This window comes from Rothia similimucilaginosa, assembly GCF_029850985.2.
Taxonomy (GTDB): Bacteria; Actinomycetota; Actinomycetes; order Actinomycetales; family Micrococcaceae; genus Rothia.
This window is the reverse complement of record NZ_CM138149.1, coordinates 1,566,396-1,583,392: the sequence shown is the minus strand read 5'-3', so window position 1 is coordinate 1,583,392 and position 16,997 is coordinate 1,566,396. Positions and strand designations below refer to the sequence as shown.

13 protein-coding genes and 2 tRNA genes are annotated in these 16,997 nt (G+C 58.9%); 14 read left to right on the top strand and 1 reads right to left on the bottom strand.

Features of this window, described 5'->3' with window-relative positions; translation table 11 throughout:
* Positions 1 to 74 precede the first annotated feature (74 nt).
* From dnaG to QFX07_RS06500, 7 genes are all read left to right on the top strand, one after another.
* On the top strand, positions 75 to 2,162 hold the full coding sequence (gene dnaG, locus QFX07_RS06530) for a DNA primase (RefSeq protein WP_279754362.1): 2,088 nt from the start codon (positions 75 to 77) through the stop codon (positions 2,160 to 2,162).
* A 216-nt stretch (positions 2,163 to 2,378) separates the two neighbouring features.
* Positions 2,379 to 2,451 (top strand) — tRNA-Asn (locus QFX07_RS06525).
* Positions 2,452 to 2,855: 404 nt separating this feature from the next.
* Entirely contained in the window at positions 2,856 to 3,728 is an 873-nt protein-coding gene (locus QFX07_RS06520) for a phage holin family protein (RefSeq protein ID WP_279742021.1), read from the top strand.
* A gap of 312 nt (positions 3,729 to 4,040) precedes the next feature.
* Positions 4,041 to 5,246, top strand: coding sequence for a glycosyltransferase (locus QFX07_RS06515; RefSeq protein WP_279742022.1), 1,206 nt, complete (start codon positions 4,041 to 4,043; stop codon positions 5,244 to 5,246).
* A gap of 109 nt (positions 5,247 to 5,355) precedes the next feature.
* Positions 5,356 to 5,429 (top strand) — tRNA-Ile (locus tag QFX07_RS06510).
* Positions 5,430 to 5,698: 269 nt separating this feature from the next.
* Positions 5,699 to 6,655 carry a hypothetical protein gene (locus tag QFX07_RS06505; RefSeq protein WP_279742023.1) on the top strand — a complete coding sequence of 319 codons (957 nt, stop codon included), beginning with the start codon at positions 5,699 to 5,701 and terminating at the stop codon, positions 6,653 to 6,655.
* A 10-nt stretch (positions 6,656 to 6,665) separates the two neighbouring features.
* Positions 6,666 to 8,855 (top strand): flagellar motor protein, encoded by a 2,190-nt coding sequence (locus QFX07_RS06500; RefSeq protein ID WP_279754363.1) that lies wholly within the window; start codon positions 6,666 to 6,668, stop codon positions 8,853 to 8,855.
* Between the two features lie 131 nt (positions 8,856 to 8,986).
* On the opposite strand, the gene QFX07_RS06495 is transcribed toward QFX07_RS06500, so the two are convergent.
* Positions 8,987 to 9,523 (bottom strand): M23 family metallopeptidase, encoded by a 537-nt coding sequence (locus QFX07_RS06495; RefSeq protein ID WP_459741158.1) that lies wholly within the window; start codon positions 9,521 to 9,523, stop codon positions 8,987 to 8,989.
* A 611-nt stretch (positions 9,524 to 10,134) separates the two neighbouring features.
* Here QFX07_RS06495 and rpsB point away from each other — a divergent pair.
* From rpsB to dxr, 7 genes are all read left to right on the top strand, one after another.
* Complete coding sequence (gene rpsB / locus QFX07_RS06490; protein ID WP_005508818.1) at positions 10,135 to 10,932, top strand: 30S ribosomal protein S2; 798 nt, start codon at positions 10,135 to 10,137, stop codon at positions 10,930 to 10,932.
* Positions 10,933 to 11,085: 153 nt separating this feature from the next.
* Positions 11,086 to 11,916, top strand: coding sequence for a translation elongation factor Ts (gene tsf / locus QFX07_RS06485; protein ID WP_279742027.1), 831 nt, complete (start codon positions 11,086 to 11,088; stop codon positions 11,914 to 11,916).
* A gap of 195 nt (positions 11,917 to 12,111) precedes the next feature.
* The gene (gene pyrH, locus QFX07_RS06480; protein ID WP_279754365.1) at positions 12,112 to 12,855 is read left to right on the top strand and encodes a UMP kinase; all 744 of its coding nucleotides are present in this window, start codon (positions 12,112 to 12,114) and stop codon (positions 12,853 to 12,855) included.
* A gap of 296 nt (positions 12,856 to 13,151) precedes the next feature.
* On the top strand, positions 13,152 to 13,709 hold the full coding sequence (gene frr / locus QFX07_RS06475) for a ribosome recycling factor (protein WP_049350195.1): 558 nt from the start codon (positions 13,152 to 13,154) through the stop codon (positions 13,707 to 13,709).
* A 6-nt stretch (positions 13,710 to 13,715) separates the two neighbouring features.
* The gene (locus QFX07_RS06470; RefSeq protein WP_279754366.1) at positions 13,716 to 14,624 is read left to right on the top strand and encodes a phosphatidate cytidylyltransferase; all 909 of its coding nucleotides are present in this window, start codon (positions 13,716 to 13,718) and stop codon (positions 14,622 to 14,624) included.
* Between the two features lie 202 nt (positions 14,625 to 14,826).
* On the top strand, positions 14,827 to 15,414 hold the full coding sequence (locus QFX07_RS06465) for a cell division protein DivIVA (RefSeq protein ID WP_279742031.1): 588 nt from the start codon (positions 14,827 to 14,829) through the stop codon (positions 15,412 to 15,414).
* 152 nt (positions 15,415 to 15,566) lie between these two features.
* Positions 15,567 to 16,892 (top strand): 1-deoxy-D-xylulose-5-phosphate reductoisomerase, encoded by a 1,326-nt coding sequence (gene dxr, locus QFX07_RS06460; protein WP_279754367.1) that lies wholly within the window; start codon positions 15,567 to 15,569, stop codon positions 16,890 to 16,892.
* Positions 16,893 to 16,997 lie beyond the last annotated feature (105 nt).

Here is a 16,997-nt window from a genome sequence, read left to right as displayed (position 1 = left end):
TGTTTGCGCGCTATCTCCCGCTCCTGCAACGCCTGTAGGCGCTACCTGTTGACCCTCACCGTAGAATTGAGTTTATGGCTGGTTTAATCCGCAAAGAAGATATTGACGAAGTCCGCGCTCGTACCGATATCCGCGAAATCATTGAAGGCTATGTGAGCCTCAAAAGTGCCGGTATAGGCACCTTCAAGGGGCTGTGCCCGTTCCACGACGAGCGCACGCCCTCCTTCAATGTGCGCCCGCAGGTTGGCTCGTACCACTGCTTTGGCTGCGGTGAATCCGGTGATGTGTACTCCTTCGTCATGGCGATGGAACACACCAGCTTCGTGGAGACGGTGGAGCGCCTTGCCGCGCGCATCGGCTACACTCTGCATTATGAGGGCGGTAAGCCGGGCGACCGCTACGAGGCGGGCATGCGCCGCCGCTTGCTCGATGCGCACAAGATTGCCACTGAGTTCTTTGAACGCAACCTCTACTCACCGGATGCGCAGGAGGCACAACGCTTCCTCGGCGCCCGTGGTTTCGACCCCGCCGCAACCCGCAAGTTCGGTGTCGGCTACGCCCCGCGCGGCTGGGACCACCTGCTCAAGCACCTTCGCTCCCGGGGCTTCACCGATGAGGAACTGAAGGCTACCGGCATGTTCTCGGAGGGTAACCGTGGCCTGTATGACCGCTTCCGTGGCCGCATCATCTGGCCGATTCGTACCATCGCCGGTGAAACCATCGGCTTCGGTGCTCGCCGCCTTTTTGACGATGACCAGGGTCCCAAATACCTGAACACTCCCGAAACGCAACTGTACAAGAAATCCCAGGTGCTCTACGGCATTGACCTGGCAAAACGCGATATGACCAAGACTAAGCAGGTTGTCATTGTGGAAGGCTATACGGACGTCATGGCGGCACACCTCGCCGGAATCACCACCGCCGTTGCGACCTGCGGCACCGCGTTCGGTCCCGGGCACATCAAGATGGTGCGCCGTATGATTACCGACGACGGCTCCGGTGGCGAAATCATCTTCACCTTCGATGGTGATGCCGCAGGACAGAAAGCCGCCATGGCCGCCTTCCAGGAGGATCAGCGCTTCGTCGCACAGACCTTTGTGGCGGTAGCCGAGAATGGTATGGACCCCTGCGACCTGCGCCTGCATAAGGGCGACGCCGCCGTGCGCTCTCTGATTGCTTCGCGCCGACCGCTCTTCGAGTTTGCGATTGATTCGACCCTCGTCAAGTACGATTTGGCGACCCTTGAAGGTCGCGTGCTGGCGATGCGCGCTATCGCCCCGATTATTGCCGGCATCAAGGACCGCGATCTGCGCCCCGCCTACATGCGTAAGGTGTCTGGTCAGCTCGGTCTGGAACTCGACGAGATTCAGCGTGCCGTGGCGTACGCGCAGAACCACCCGAAGCTTTCGCGCATCCAGCAAGCGGAGGCTACCGCCGCGCCGCGGTACGAGCGTCTGAATGAAGGTCCGCAGGGTGTGCCCGGCGCGCCGGGGTATGCAGGTATTCAGGGGGCAGTTCATGCGGACGCGCCCTACGACCCCGCCTACGATGCACCGCCCCCGGAAGACCACGTCGCACCCAGCGCCTACGCCGGGCAGAACGCTGCCGCGCACCCACCGAGCAGTATTCAACCCGCTGTACCCCAGCCGGAGGCGACCGCCCCCGCCGTCGAGGAATTCCTCACCCCCGACCCGCGCGACCCGGTTGCCCGCCTCGAAAAGGCGGCGCTCGAGATTGCCCTGCAGCACCCCGAGCTCATCAGCGTGGAACAGTGGCGTAATCTCGCCATCGTGCAGTTCCGCTACCGCACCCACCGCGAGGTAGCGGCCGGCATTATTCATGCGGCAACCGTCATGGCACCTACCCCTGGAATCGAATGGATTAACTGTGTGCGCTCCGGCGCCGTGGAAGGCGTACACCCCGCTATCGCGGAGCTTGCTGTCTCACCGCTACCGGTCAGCAGCGACGAGTACCTGCCCAATTTCGTTACCGGCGCACTCAACGCCCTATTCGAACAGCAGATCGCCCGCCAAAAATCTGACCTGATGATGCGCCTGGAACAGCTCAGCGCCAACCCCGACGACGAAGAGTTTGAAGCGGTACAGCGTCAGCTCCTCGAACTGGAAATGCGCCGCCGCCAGCTCAGCACACAGCGCGGCTAAGCACGGTTCCTTGTGAATACCCCGGCTAGCTGTAGAACCTCTACGTTCCACAGGTAGCTGGGGGAGCACCGCCAATCAGCAGGAGCCGTACCGCCCAATCTCATCAGACAGCCCAAAGAGTGACGCACTTCACTGTATTTAAAGTTGCGGAGCCCAAACAGCCCCGGTATAGTTATTACTCGTTGCAAGGGAAACCGGCAACGAAAAGCAAAATAATCCCCCGTAGCTCAATTGGCAGAGCATTCGACTGTTAATCGAAGGGTTACTGGTTCGAGTCCAGTCGGGGGAGCAAATAGTGAAAGCCTCAGAACTTTGTTCTGAGGCTTTTCCATTTTCCCGACGGGACTCCAGCGCAGTAACCACTCGGCGAGGCAACGATGCTTCACCCTGCAAAAATGTGAAGTCTAACGCACAGAAAAGTTCCCCACTTACACGCCACGCATCCACCCAGCGTGTAGCGGGGGAGTGGTCGGTCAGCATCCTCTTGCGCCTGCTCCAGAGCAAATCCGCAACGCAACCAAACCCAGAAAGCTACGCCTGTAGCTCAACACAATCTCCAGAAAGTCGAAAATACCTGAAGAGATAGTATAAAACCGCACTCAAACGGTCATCCAGAGATGGAATAAGGGGCTAAACTATAGAAGGTGGAGTGCGAAAAAGAAGCCTCCAAAAACACGTCACGGAGAGGTGGTCATGACCACTACTACTAATCCTAAGGCACCTAAGGGTTTCTTTGCTGGCATCAGCGGGATTAAGTCCGGCGTCGCGAACATCATCGACGCTGGCAAAACCTTCAAGACCCTTGGACCCAGCCAGGTTAAGGACGAAATCCAGATTGCAAAACACGAGCTGAAGACCAAGGGTATCGCCGTTGGTAAGGGTGCGGCCTTCTTCGGTGTAGCAGCAGTCTTCGGTCTGTTCCTGATCATTGCCCTGGTTGCTGCAGCAATCCTCGGTCTCGGCACCGTCATGCCCTACTGGGCATCCGCGCTGGTCTTCGCCCTTATCTTCCTCATCGTCCTGGCAATCTGTGCCCTGGTCGGTCTGAAGAAGGTCAAGGCGCAGCTGCCGTTCAAGCCCGAATCCGCAATCTTCGGTCTGCTCTTCGACCTCGGCGTACTCAAGGAAGGTACCGCCATGTCCGCTGAGCGCCTGAAGAAGGAACAGGCAGAGCGTGCAGAGCAGAAGGCTAAGGAAGCTGAAGAAGCAGCAGAACGCGCACGTCAGGAAGCTGAAGAGCGTAAGGCACGCGGTGAGGAAGAGCCCAAGCCGCCGACCTTCGAAGAGCTCAAGCAGCGCACCGCAGAGCGTCGCCAGCACCTGGCAGCCTTGCGCGACGACCTGCAGTCCTACACCGGCGACGTTCAGAACAACACCGAGCAGGCTCTGGATGCTCTCAAGGCAGTCCCCTCCGAGGTTGCTGCAGGTGCAGCAGCTACCGGTCGTGGCCTGGCAGAGAACGTGCGCAAGCCCGAGGTTTTGCAGGCACGCTGGAAGTCTTTCGCAGTACTGGGTGCATCCATTGCAACCGTCCTGCACTTCCTGAACCGCCTGGTTCGCCGCTAATAAAGACCGTTTGCCGCTCAAACCGGCATAGGTTTAATGCCAAGCGTCCAAACGCCCCGATGAGTACATCGGGGCGTTTGCGCGTCTTGGGTAAATTGAGGGCACCTGGCCGGACGGGAGGTTTAGAGGCAACTCCCAGCCAAACCCTCCCTCCATGAATCGGAGAAGGACGCAGCTCACAGGTAGAATAGACAAGTGCTATACGTACTGGACCCACCCGGTTCACGCGACAGGCAGAGGTAGAAGCGGCGCACCGTCGCACCCGAAACCCCAAAGTCACCGACACGCTACACCCCGATGAGGAGCCCCGTCATGGAACAGGCAAAGACGATTCTGATTGGCGCAGAAACCTACCCGCCGGACATTAACGGTGCAGCACAATTCGGTCACCGCCTCGCCACCTCCATGCTCAAGCGCGGCCACTCCGTACACGTAGTCGCAGCCAGCCCTATCCCCGGCCCCAGCTACCGCACCGAAGTAGAGGGCGGTATCGTTGAGCACCGCCTGCGCTCGCATCTGCCCCCGACCCACGAGACGAACCGCATCTGCCTGCCCTGGGAGATTTGGTCCGAGGTCGGCGCAATCCTCGATGAGGTCCGCCCGGATGTGGTGCACGTGCAGTGCCACTACATTATTGGTCGCGCCCTTATCTTTCAGGCGAAGCGTCGCGGTATCCGCGTCATCTCCACGAACCACTTCATGCCGGCGAACCTTGACCCGTTCCTGCCCTTCCCCTCCGCAGTGAAGCGTGTGATTGAGAAGATCACCTGGAGGGACATGCGTTTCTGCTTTTCCCAGACCGCCGTCGTTACCACCCCCACCCAGATTGGTGCGGATGCGATGCGCGACCTGGGCCATTTTAATCGCCCCGTTATGCCCGTTTCTAACGGTATTGAGATTAGCGACTACGAGCTGGCTGAGGGCGCTGACGCTGGCAAGGTTCCGGGTGAGCTGCGTATCGCCTTCGTGGGTCGCCTGGCTGAAGAGAAGAATGTGGACGTGCTGATCGAGGCGCTCTCCCTGCTGCCGGATACTCTCGAGCACGTCGTGCTGGATATCGCCGGTGGCGGCGAGCTGCGTGAGGCTCTCGAACAGAAGGCGCACGATTGCGGCGTGTTCGACCGCGTGATTTTCCGCGGCTTCGTTCCGGATGAGCGTCTGCCCGAGGTGTACCAGATGGCTGATGTGTTTTGCCAGCCCGGTACCGCCGAACTGCAGTCCCTGGTTTCCCTGGAGGCGATGAGCGCCTCCACCCCCGTGGTTCTCGCGAATGCGCTGGCTCTGCCGCACCTGGTGGAGGATGGTGTGAACGGCTACCTCTTCGAACCCAATAACGCTCAGGATTTGGCCAAGAAGCTGGAGGCTGTGCTCTCCCTGCCCGCCGCTGAGCGTGAGCAGATGGGTCGTGAGTCCCACCGCATCGTGGGCTTCCACAGCGCTGAGAACACCTGGCGCACCTTCGAGGAGCTGTACGTGAGGGACGCTCCGTACCAGCGTTACCTGGACTCGCGACGCTAAGCTTCTCTAGCCCTTGAGCGGCGGATTGAGTATTTTTCGTTCTCAGTCGCTGTTCAGGTATTCTAGAGGATGGTGCTGGCGCCCATTGTGCGCCATCACTGCACCGGATGGGGAGTTAGCTCAGCCGGTTAGAGCAGGGGACTCATAATCCCTTGGTCGCGGGTTCGAGCCCCGCACTCCCTACTGCCCCGCCCGTCGACTTCACCCACTTGTCGGCGGGCGGGGCTTTTTCGCACCCTCTTTTCGTGCTTTTGTCGTGCTCTCAGGGCGCCTATTTTCATGCATGGAGTGCATCAATGGTGATGAAAATGGGTAAATGACGAACGAAGACGCATCATAGCGTTCAATACGGTAGGGTTGAAAAGTCTTGTCACGAAAGACAGGGAGATACCGCAGGTAGAAGCTAATTCTGCCGGCGATATTGCTTCCACACACCATACGAGAGGATCTCAATGTCGGAGAACACTCCCAACAACCAGTCGCAGGGTGCATCTGCAGTCGGTGGTTACGGCTATGATCCCGGCGTGCGTCCCGCGCAGGACGCTTCGCTGCCTGCTCAGCCGGGTAAGGCAGCTCAGGTGAGCCAGCAGGGTAATGCTACTCAGCCTGCCGTGCCGCTAGCACCTCAGCAGCCCGTCCATCCGCAGCAGGTACCTCACCCCGCTCAGGTAAATGCTAATGCACAGCCGAGTGCTGAGGCTCAGACAGCTCCCGCACAGCCTGGTCAGCCTGCACAACCGGTATATGCTGCTACCGGGCCGGATCCTTTTATGAAAGCTTTGAGTGCTACATGGGACGCTTTTCAGGATGTCTTTGCTGGTAAGCCTGGCCCGGCTCACGCCCGTTTGGAGGCTTCCGGTCTATGGGGCTGGGTAATTCCTGTCTTTCTGCAAGCCATCGTTGCTGCCTTCTTCCTTACCCAGCTTCTGCTGGGATTCCTCAAATTTATGTTCCGCGATGCTTACAGCTTTATGACCGCTAAGATTACCTTCGGTCAGCTCTTCCTCGTTTTTCTGGGACTCCTCGTAATCTCAGCTGTAGTGTTGATTCTGCGTGGAGTACAGATTATGCTGACTGCTCGCACAGGCAAGGTTCCGGTTACATTTGCTTCCTCGATGCAAGTAGTAGCGGTGTCGACTCTGACTGTAGCCCCTACGTATATTGTATTGAGCCTTGTAGCTCTCTTCATGCGTGGAATCAGTAGCAACGAAGGGTTCGGTTTTATCTTCGTACTGCTGGGGCTGTTGCTAGCTTTCGCTGTTTTCTCTGGTGAGGCCCTCGTCTACCTTGGTTTGAATCGTCTGGGTCGTTTCGTGAAGTCCCCGATTATCATGCACGCGACGCTGAGCACAGCATGGGTACTTGCCGTCATGCTTGTGTACTTCATCAGCTACCGACTGGTGAGTTAGGGAGATATACGTGCAGACTTTGAATTACTCTGTGAAACCTGACAGTCACCAGCGTTGGATATTCTTGGCGGTTCTGCTGACCATTGCCGCCCTGATCCTGAGCGCCTGCGGTGCTAAGATTGAGACCCAGCTTGGTCTTGAGAATGCTGAGAAGGGTACACGCACCATGCTGGTTTCTTTCGATATGAAGGACAACAAGGACAAGATTAAAGGTGGCGCCCAGGCGCTGGATGCGTCCGTGCGTAAACACCTGCCTGAGGGCCTGGAGTACGGTGGTATTCAGTCTGAGGGTGGCAAGGCACGTGCGACCTTCACCATTCCCTTCTCCTCTGTGGACGAGTACCGTACCAAGGTCGCTTCTATCCTGAAGGCTGCTGGTTCCAGTGCTACCCCGCAGATTAGCATCGTCAACTCTGACCAGGGTCTGGTACAGGGTATTCAGGTGAAGGAAAACTTCAGCTCGAAAGACTTGCTGGACTGGCTCCCGGAAGCTCTTGTTGTTGATGGTGTGATTGATTCCTCCCAGAAGAACAGTGTGTTCAACAGCAGCGGCAGCGAAACCACTGTGAAGTTTGGCGAGAAGAAAGTGAAGAACTCCGGCGGCTCCACCATTTCTGCGAAGGACGTCCAGGACCGCGGCTTCAAGGCTGTATTCATGGATATCAACGAGAAGGATGGCGGTTACTCTGTTATGGTTTCCTTCTCGGCCAAGGAAATTATGAATAGCGAAACTTCCTCTGCAGTGGATGCCTACCTGAATCAGGTCAAGCCTGAAGGCGCTGAGCTGAAGAAGGGGCTGGATTCTTCTGAAGCGAGGGGTTACGCTCCTTCCGCATCAACCAACGCTGCTAAGGAAGAAATTGGTCGCACCCTGATCTTCCAGGCTTCCTCTTCGCAGGACCTGAGCGATAAGCTCAAGAAGATTTTTGGTGCAAGCAGCTCTGATTTGTCCTTTAGCCGTGAAGTAACCGAGAAGGACGGATCTTTCAAGGTTGAGAAGACCATCTCGGGTACTCTGGATTGCTCCCTGCTGTGCTCCCCGGAGGGTCAGGGTATGACCCTTACGATGAAGGAGAGCGAGGACCGCCGCTACGAGCCTAACTACAGCCGACGCGATAGTAACTCTTCCAGCTCGAACAATAGGATTCTCGCGGTTAACCTTGTTTCTTCGCGCCAGATTGAGATGAAGAGTATGAAGGTGGTTACTTCCCTGGGCCTGGACGGTTCCATGGAAGCGCGTTTCCTCTACGCATTCCCGACCGAGGATGTTTCGGGCGCTGAGCAGAAGCTCAAGGACGTTTTCGCAGGCGGTAGCAATGACGAGACCGAGGTCCGTCAGGACGGTGGCGCCACCATCGTGAGCGTGAAGGTTCGCGGTAAGGACCAGAACGAGTTCAACCAGCGTTTGAACGGGTACCTGCCCGATTCGAAGGTGACCGTCACCCGCCCCGGTGGCTACCACCCCTTCGGCTCCGACTACATTGTGACCCCTGAGATTAAGCTCTCTTCGAAGCTGGGTAGCTACTACTCGGCTCCCTTCGAGTTCACCTTCAAGGCACCGACTTTCTCCTCGTTGGACCAGCAGAAGGTAGATGCCGCGAACAGCATCGCGAAGAACTCTCAGCATGTGCAGCTCACCGTGAATGGTGGCGAGCTGAGCGTCAAGACTGACCGCGGTGTCAGTAGCACCTCCGGTCTGACTGTTCCGGCGTCCGGTCTGAGCATGATTGACGTGATTGTGGATGCAATCATTGTGGGTCTGCTGCTGCTCATCTTGGTTCTGCTCTTCGTCTTCCGCAAGAAGATTGCGGCGGCTCGTGCGAAGGGCCGTGAGCGTCGTGCCGCTTCGGCGGCAGCCCTTGGTGCTGCGGCGGGTGTTGCGACCGGTTACGGTGCAACCCAGGCTGATGTACAGAACGGCTATCCGGCACAGGGTGGCTACGCTGGTCAGCCCGGTTACCCTGCGCAGAACACTGCCTATACTGTGGGTGATGACTCGCCGACTCAGGTGTTCACTCCGCAGCAGGGCATAAACTACGGTGAGACTGAACCGACCAAGGCAATGCCCGCGTACGATGCGCACGCAGCACATGCAGCGCAGCCGGTTCAGCCCGGTCAGACTGCTCAGCAGCCTGCACATCCCAACCAGTCGGTACAGCTGAACCAGTTCGGTGCTGATGACGGTGACATCCTCCAGTAAGTAGCTACCTCTAGCGCCTAGACTAGTAAGCACAACTTAGACTGGCTCCTGTGGCCCGTTACCTCCTTTCCCGGAGGTGACGGACCACAGCTGTATTTGCTTCAGCTCATGCTCGGCACAAGTACCCGTGCCTAATATCCGCCCGGTACGGGAAGTAAAATGCTCGGCTCCTTCGACCCCAGCAGGCTCATGGGGTTGATGTACTCGGCGGTCTTGCCGCTGCCGTCCCTGCGGGCGCCTCCCTCACGTACGCCCCAGTACAGGCACGGGGTGGAGCATCGCCGGTAGGGGCGCTCGCTGGTGCCGTCCGCCGTGACAGCGACGGTGCCGATTACCTCACCGGCTGTAACCATGGTGCCGACCGGTAATGTTTCGTCCATAGGTTCGAAGGTGCTGCGTCGCCCGTCCGGATGTGCAAGGACCAGTACTTTTCGGTTGACGACTGTGCCGCTGAAAACCACTTTCCCCGCCGCCGGTGCGTAGATGCGCCGGTCGTTCTCAGGTACGGCAAGGTCTATGCCGCGGTGCCCGGCGCTCCAGCGTTGGGCGGGCTTCTCAAAGGGGCGGATTACCCGCGGTCTGGATTCGGAGGTGGGGGAGCGGTAGCGTAGTCGGCTCGCGGTGAGTTCAACGGCGCTGGGAGCTCGCGCACTACTGGGAACGTGCACACTTGAGGTGCCACTCTCTGTGAAACCATCCCCGTCTGTAGAACTAATCCAGCTCAAATAACCCTGACTACCCGCGTAGCCCTGCTCACCCGCACTCAGAAGTGCACCCAGCAGACAGCACACCACCAAGATCGTGTGCCGTAGCGTTCCCTCTAATGTCTTCATGTTCTGCTTCATCTTCTGAGCACATCACGAATTGCCCCGCCCCGCAGTGCCTCACGAAAAATTGTGGATAACCCCGCCGTTGCCGCCTTAAAATCCTTTATCCACAGTGCCCCTGCACACACCCGGCCTGCCTTCACAGGCTTTAACCCTAATCCGGCGGATTAATCGCGGAATATACGGTATAATGTCGTATTGCAGTGTGCCTGCGCCGGTATTCTCCCTCTTCGAGGGGATTTGCACAGCATCACTGACGACGCGCGGCGTGAGCGGCATCCTCAGACGGGGAGTCGATAAGGGACCTTCGGTCCACCCACACAGGGTGGTTAGGGCCTGAGCAAAACGGGTAACCGTGAACGCTAATCGCCGCCAGGAAAAACTGATAACTACTATGCGCGCGTTGGGCTAGCCCGAATGGGAGGTCCGCGCGGCACCACAAAGGAGACGACATGCCCGTCGTAACTATGCGTGAAATGCTGGACTCCGGCGTTCACTTCGGTCACCAGACCCGCCGTTGGAACCCCAAGATGAAGCGTTTCATCCTGACCGAGCGCAACGGCATCTACATCATCGACCTGCAGCAGTCCCTCGCCTTCATCGACAAGGCATACGAGGCTGTTAAGTCGACCGTCGCACACGGTGGCAACATCCTGTTCGTGGGTACCAAGAAGCAGGCTCAGGAAGTTATCGCTGAGCAGGCAACCCGCGTGAACATGCCCTACGTGAACCACCGCTGGCTCGGTGGTATGCTGACCAACTTCAGCACCATCTCCAAGAGCATTGAGCGCATGAAGGAACTCGAGCAGATTGACTTCGACGATGTAGCAGGTTCTCGCTACACCAAGAAGGAGCTGCTCCTTATGCGTCGCGAGTTCGAGAAGCTCGAGAAGACCCTCGGTGGTATCCGCAACCTGTCCAAGGTTCCCTCCCTCCTGTGGGTTGTTGACACCAAGAAGGAGCACCTGGCAGTTAACGAGGCTCAGAAGCTGGGCATCCCCGTTGTTGCTATCCTCGACACCAACTGCGACCCCGACGAGGTTGCTTTCCCGATCCCCGGTAACGACGACGCTATCCGCTCCGTCAACCTGCTCACCCGCGTGATTGCTGACGCAGTGGCAGCCGGCCTGATCGAGCGCAACGCTAAGAAGAACGGCAAGGCTGAAGCAGCTGAAGAGCCCATGGCAGCTTGGGAGCGCGAGCTCCTGGAGCAGCACGAGGCTGCACAGGCTGAAGAGGCAGCTAAGTAAGCTTCCTTAGCCCACTAAGCTTTATGCTTTGTGGCCCCCGCCCGCGGGGACCACGTTCGGACGGCGCCCGCCCTGACCTGGGCGCGGCGCCGTCCGCCATTTGTACCACCGGGATGTCATCCCGATTTATTACAGCAACACAAGGAGTTCACAATGGCGAACTACACCGCAGCAGACATCAAGGCACTGCGCGAGAAGACCGGCGCAGGTATGCTCGACGTCAAGAAGGCTCTGGACGAGGCTAACGGCGACCAGCAGAAGGCTGCCGAGATCATCCGCGTTAAGGGTCTGAAGGGCATCACCAAGCGCGAGGGTCGCGCAACCGCTGAGGGTCTGGTGGCTGCACGCGTTGAGAACGGCGTTGGCTACATGGTTGAGGTCAACTCCGAGACCGACTTCGTGGCAAAGTCCGACCCCTTCATCGCTTTCGGCCAGAACGTGCTCGAGGCTGCTATTGCTGCTGACGCTTCCACCCTGGAAGAGCTGCAGGCTGCATCCTACGAGGGCAAGACCGTTGAGGAGCTGACCACCGACGCTGGTGCACTGCTGGGCGAGAAGATCGTTGTCCGCCGTATTGCACGCGTTGAGGGTGAGCACGTTGCAGTGTACCTGCACAAGACCTCCAAGGACCTGCCCGCACAGGTTGGCGTTCTGCTGGCTGTCTCCGGTGAGAACACCGAGGAGATCGCACACGACGTTGCAGTCCACATTGCTGCAATGAGCCCCAAGTACCTGGATTCCGAGTCCATCCCCGCAGACCAGGTTGAGACCGAGAAGCGCGTTGCTCGCGAGACCGCAATCGCTGAGGGCAAGCCCGAGAAGATTCTGGACAAGATCGTTGAGGGTCGACTGAAGGGCTTCTTCAAGGAGAACACCCTGCTCGACCAGGACTTCGCAAAGGACGCAAAGAAGTCTGTTGCACAGGTTCTGTCCGAGGCTGGCGCAACCGCAACCGCATTCGCACGTTTCCGCGTGGGTGCATAAGGACTCGCAGCAGTTCTGCCCTCCCGTATTGCAGGTTCCCGGTAAGGGAAATAGTATGACGTTGGGGGTATAACCTGAAGCCGGGTAGTCACCACTGGTGGCTACCCGGCTTTGCTGTATCCTTGATAAGGACTAGGCGGCAGGAGCCCGCCCCGATCACCTATAACAACCCCTAGGTAAGCCACTGGAGGAACCATGACCGAAGCTATTTCGCACCCGATTCACCATGACGAGACCGGCCGTCGCCGCGTTCTGCTCAAGCTTTCCGGTGAGGTTTTTGGTGGCGGTGAAGTTGGTATTTCGACCGAGGTCGTGCGCAGCATCGCTAAGCAGATCGCCGCAACCGTTGGTGAAGTTGAGACCTCCATCGTGATTGGTGGCGGCAACTTCTTCCGCGGCGCTGAACTCTCCCAGGCAGGTATGGACCGTTCCCGTGCAGACTACATGGGTATGCTCGGCACCGTGATGAACTCCCTGGCTCTGCAGGACTTCCTGGAGCAGGAGGGCATTGACACCCGCGTTCAGTCCGCAATCACCATGCCGCAGGTTGCTGAGACTTACATTCCTCGCCGCGCGATCCGTCACATGCAGAAGGACCGCGTCGTGATCTTCGGTGCTGGTGCGGGTCTGCCCTACTTCTCCACCGACACTGTGGCTGCTCAGCGCGCCCTGGAAATCCACGCAGATGAGGTTCTGGTCGCTAAGAACGGCGTGGATGGCATCTACACTGCTGACCCGAACAAGGACCCCAACGCTGAGCGCCTGTACAACCTCACCTACGATGAGGCAATGCAGCGTAACATCCGCGTGCTGGACCAGACCGCGTTCTCCCTGTGCCGTGACAACAACGTGACCATGCGCGTGTTCGGCATGCAGGGTGAAGGTAATGTGACCCGCGCAATTCTGGGCGAGAAGATGGGTACCCTCGTTACTCGCTAACACCTAAATTTTTAGGGTGGGGCGTATGGAACGCCCCCTCACACTGTGACCGTGCTCGATAGCGCGGACTTATTCTGGACGGTACCGCGCGGGTAAGCGCTAAAACTCGCTTATGCCCGCCGGCACCGTCTAGACTTATATCAAACAAGATGTTCTGCCTCTTTCCCGTCGACTTCGCGTTATTTCTAAGGTTTTCGCCTCGGATGCGCCGCGAACCGGTGAGAAATCATGAGGGCTGAACGCGCACCCACCGACAATTCTGGTCCCCCCAGAATTCCGACAAAGGAGATCCTTTCGTGATCGAAGAAATCCTTGCCGAAGCCGGCGAGAAGATGGAAAAGACCATCGAAGCAACTAAGACTGAGTTCGCTAAGGTCCGCACCGGTCGTGTGAACCCCGCAATCTTCAGCGGCCTGACCGCCGACTACTACGGTGCACCGACCCCGCTGCAGCAGCTGGTGTCCTTCAACGTTGAGGACGCACGTACCGTCAAGATCGTTCCCTTCGACGTGACCGCACTGGCAGCTATCGAGAAGGCTCTGCGTGACTCCGACCTGGGTGTTAACCCCAGCAATGACGGTGCAGCTATCCGCGTTGTTATGCCCGAAATGACCGCTGAGCGCCGTAAGGAATATACCAAGCTCGTTAACCACAAGGCTGAAGAGGCTCGTATCTCCATCCGTAATGTTCGCCGCCATGCTAAGACCGCTATTGACAAGCTGGTCAAGGACAGTGAAATCGGTGAAGACGAAGGCGCACGTGCTGAGAAGGAACTGGACGCACAGACCAAGAAGCACATCGACCAGGTCGACGCACTGTACAAGCACAAGGAAGCTGAACTGCTTGAGGTCTAAACCCTAATGAGTGCACGCAAAGATGCGAAAGAAGAGAGAAGCGCGCCGCCTGCTCCACAGCCGAGCCCGCAGACTGCTGCAACACTGGTGAAGTCGCGTAGCGCCAAAGCTGGCCGTAACCTGCCCGCTGCCATTGGTGTGGGCGTTGGTTTCGGTGTGCTGTTGGTGCTGGGCTTGATTTACCAGCCGATTTTTGTTGCGGTCGCTACCGTCTCGGCGGCTTTGGGCGCCTGGGAGATTGGACATGTGCTCAATACCCGCCGCGGCTACGGCATCCCGGAGTACCTGCTGGGTGGCCTGTCGGGCGCAATTGTGGTGGTGGCCTTCCTGTTCGGTTTTACCGGGCTGGGCATCGCCCTGGCGGTGAGCCTGCTGGTGTTGCTGCTCTCTTCTGCTCTTGTGCGTGCTGACCGTCAGGTCTCACTGGGTAAGTCTTTGAGCGGTAGCGCCCTGGCTCTGCTGTGGGTGCCGCTGATGCTGGGTATCGCCATGGTCTACTTCCAGACGGAACACGGCGAGCGCGGCATCCTCATGATTCTGCTGATGGCCATCTGCAATGACACATTCGGCTTTATTGCCGGCGTGAATTGGGGTAAGCACCCGATGGTGCCGAAGATTTCCCCGAAGAAAAGCTGGGAGGGCCTGGCCGGTTCCTTCATCGGCTCGGCGGTTGTTGGTGCTATCGCCTTGGCGGTCATGGATTCGCCTTGGTACTGGGCTATTCCGCTGGCGGCGGTCATGGTGATCGCTTCGACTGCCGGTGACCTGGTGGAGTCCGTGTTCAAGCGCCGTATGGGTGTGAAGGATATGTCGAATATTCTGCCCGGTCACGGCGGTATGATGGATCGTCTGGACTCGATTCTTTTCGCTGCGGCGGCTGGTTGCCTGATTTTCCGGTTTATTATGCCGCTCTAAAGCCTGAAGCTTTGGTTGCTCATGAAAGGCGGGGCGTTTCTTCCCATGAATGGGGAGGGACGCCCCGCCTTTGCTGGACCCATTTACTGTACCCGGTGCATCGGGGGAGTAAGGGACTATATTTACGACACCGCCCGCCAACCTTGCGTCAGGTAGCCTGCGCATTGGTATTCTTAAAGTTCAATCGTCGAGAGGAGCCACCTTGGCAAGCACCACCCGCGGAGGCGGATTTGCCCGTGCAGCAGAAACCGAACCCGGCTACAAGCGCAGTGAAGTCGACCGCCTGTTCACCCGCCTTGCCGAGGACTACGAGAAGCTCAGCGGAGCCCCCGAACTGCCCGAAGACCTCTACACCTCCCGACGAATCCGCCAGGTCGTCTTCCGTGAAGAACCCGGCGGCTACCAGCTGGATGTGGTCGACCGCGCCCTTGAAAAGATTGAGGAACGCTTCGCCAAGCTCGAACGCAGCCGCTACATTGAGGCGTACGGCCTGGAGAACTGGGAACGCTCCCTCGTAGAAACCGGCGAGTTGCTTGCAGGCCGCCTGGAACGCCCCGCCGGTGAGCGTTTCCGCCGCCCCAGCAAGCGCCGACACATGGGCTACTTCGTCGGCGATGTGGACGCCATCTGCGACCGTGTGTACGCCCAGCTCAACAGCGAAGAGCCGCTGGACCCCTCCGTGGTGCGCCACGCAAAGTTCAGCCCCGCCTCGGGAACCGTCAGCTACGAGGAATCACAGGTGGATGCTTTCCTGGACCGCTGCATTGAGCTGCTGCAGGATCTGCTCTAAAACGTATGCGTTGAATCCCCCGCCCCGTACCAGGGTGGGGGATTTTTCTGTGCTGGAGCGTTCTGCCCTGATGTCTTCTATACTGAGTCCATCTACGTAGCGGCGAATCAGCGTGCTCCTGCAAAGCCGCGAGCTCATGAGACACTAGAACCATGAAGTTTGGATCCTCAGCACGCGTCGGCGGCAACCGCGACCGCCTCACCGACGCCCTCACAGAACTCACCCGCGCACCGCAGCGCGTTACCCTCCTCGGCTCAACCGGCTCCATCGGCACCCAAGCCATGGAAGTCATCGACCACCTCGCCGCGCTCAAGGGTACTAGCGCCTCCGCTGCCGACGCACCGCTGAAGGTTGTCGCCCTCTCTGCAGGCTCCCGCTCCCTCGAACTGCTCGCAGGCCAGGCAGTGCATGTGCGCGCTGAACTGGTCGCCACCAGCGGCACCGCAGAAGACGCGCAGCGCCTCCGTGAACTTATCGAAGTGGCAGCCTCCGAAGCCGGCATCACCGGCTACACCCCGCAGATCGCCCACGGCGCTGAAGCATCCGTACAGGCGGCAGCATACCCGGCAGACACCGTGCTGAACGGCATCACCGGCTCCATCGGTCTGGAACCGACCCTTACCGCGCTCAACAGTGGTTACCGCGTGGCACTGGCTAACAAGGAATCCCTCATCGCAGGTGGCCCACTCGTATGCGCCGCCGTCGATGCATCGCCCCTGCACACCCCCATGGTGCCCGTCGACTCCGAACACTCCGCCCTCGCCCAGGCACTCGCCTCCGGAACCGATGCAGAAATCGACCGATTCATCCTCACCGCATCGGGCGGCCCGTTCCGCGGCTGCAAGCGTGAACAGCTGCACGACGTGACCCCCGCGCAGGCGCTCGCACACCCCACCTGGGACATGGGCCTGGTCGTCACCACCAACTCGGCAACCATGGTCAACAAGGCACTCGAAGTGCTTGAGGCACACCACCTGTTCGGCGTGGACCTGGACCGTATTGACGTGGCGGTTCACCCGCAGTCCATCGTGCATTCCATGGTGCAGTTCGTGGACGGCTCGACCATTGCGCAGGCGTCCCCGCCGAGCATGGTTCTGCCCATCGCACTGGGTCTGACCTGGCCGCACCGCATCCCCGGTGCTGTGCCCGCATGTGACTGGTCGAAGGCGACATCCTGGACTTTTGAGCCGCTGGACGAGGAAGCATTCCCCGCCGTGCGCATGATCAAGGAGGCTGGCAAGGTCGGCGGCACCCACCCGGCAGTGTTCAACGCCGCCAACGAGGAAGCCGTCGCAGCATTCCATGCAGGCGCGATTCGCTTTACCGACATTGTCGATTCGGTCGCACGTGTACTGGAAGAGCACACCGGCAGCGCTGAGGCTGTCTCTGACGCTGATTTGACGCTGGAGGCGGTGCTGAACGCGGAGCGTTGGGCTCGCGTTCGCGCGAATGAGCTGCTGGGTATGACAGGCAACTAACCGGTTCTTGGGGCGGTACTTGCATCTCTACGGATGCGGCCGGTGCAGACCTTCCTACGCTCCTACAGGGGAACCCACCCTCTCGGGCGCTCCGCTCTTCCTTGC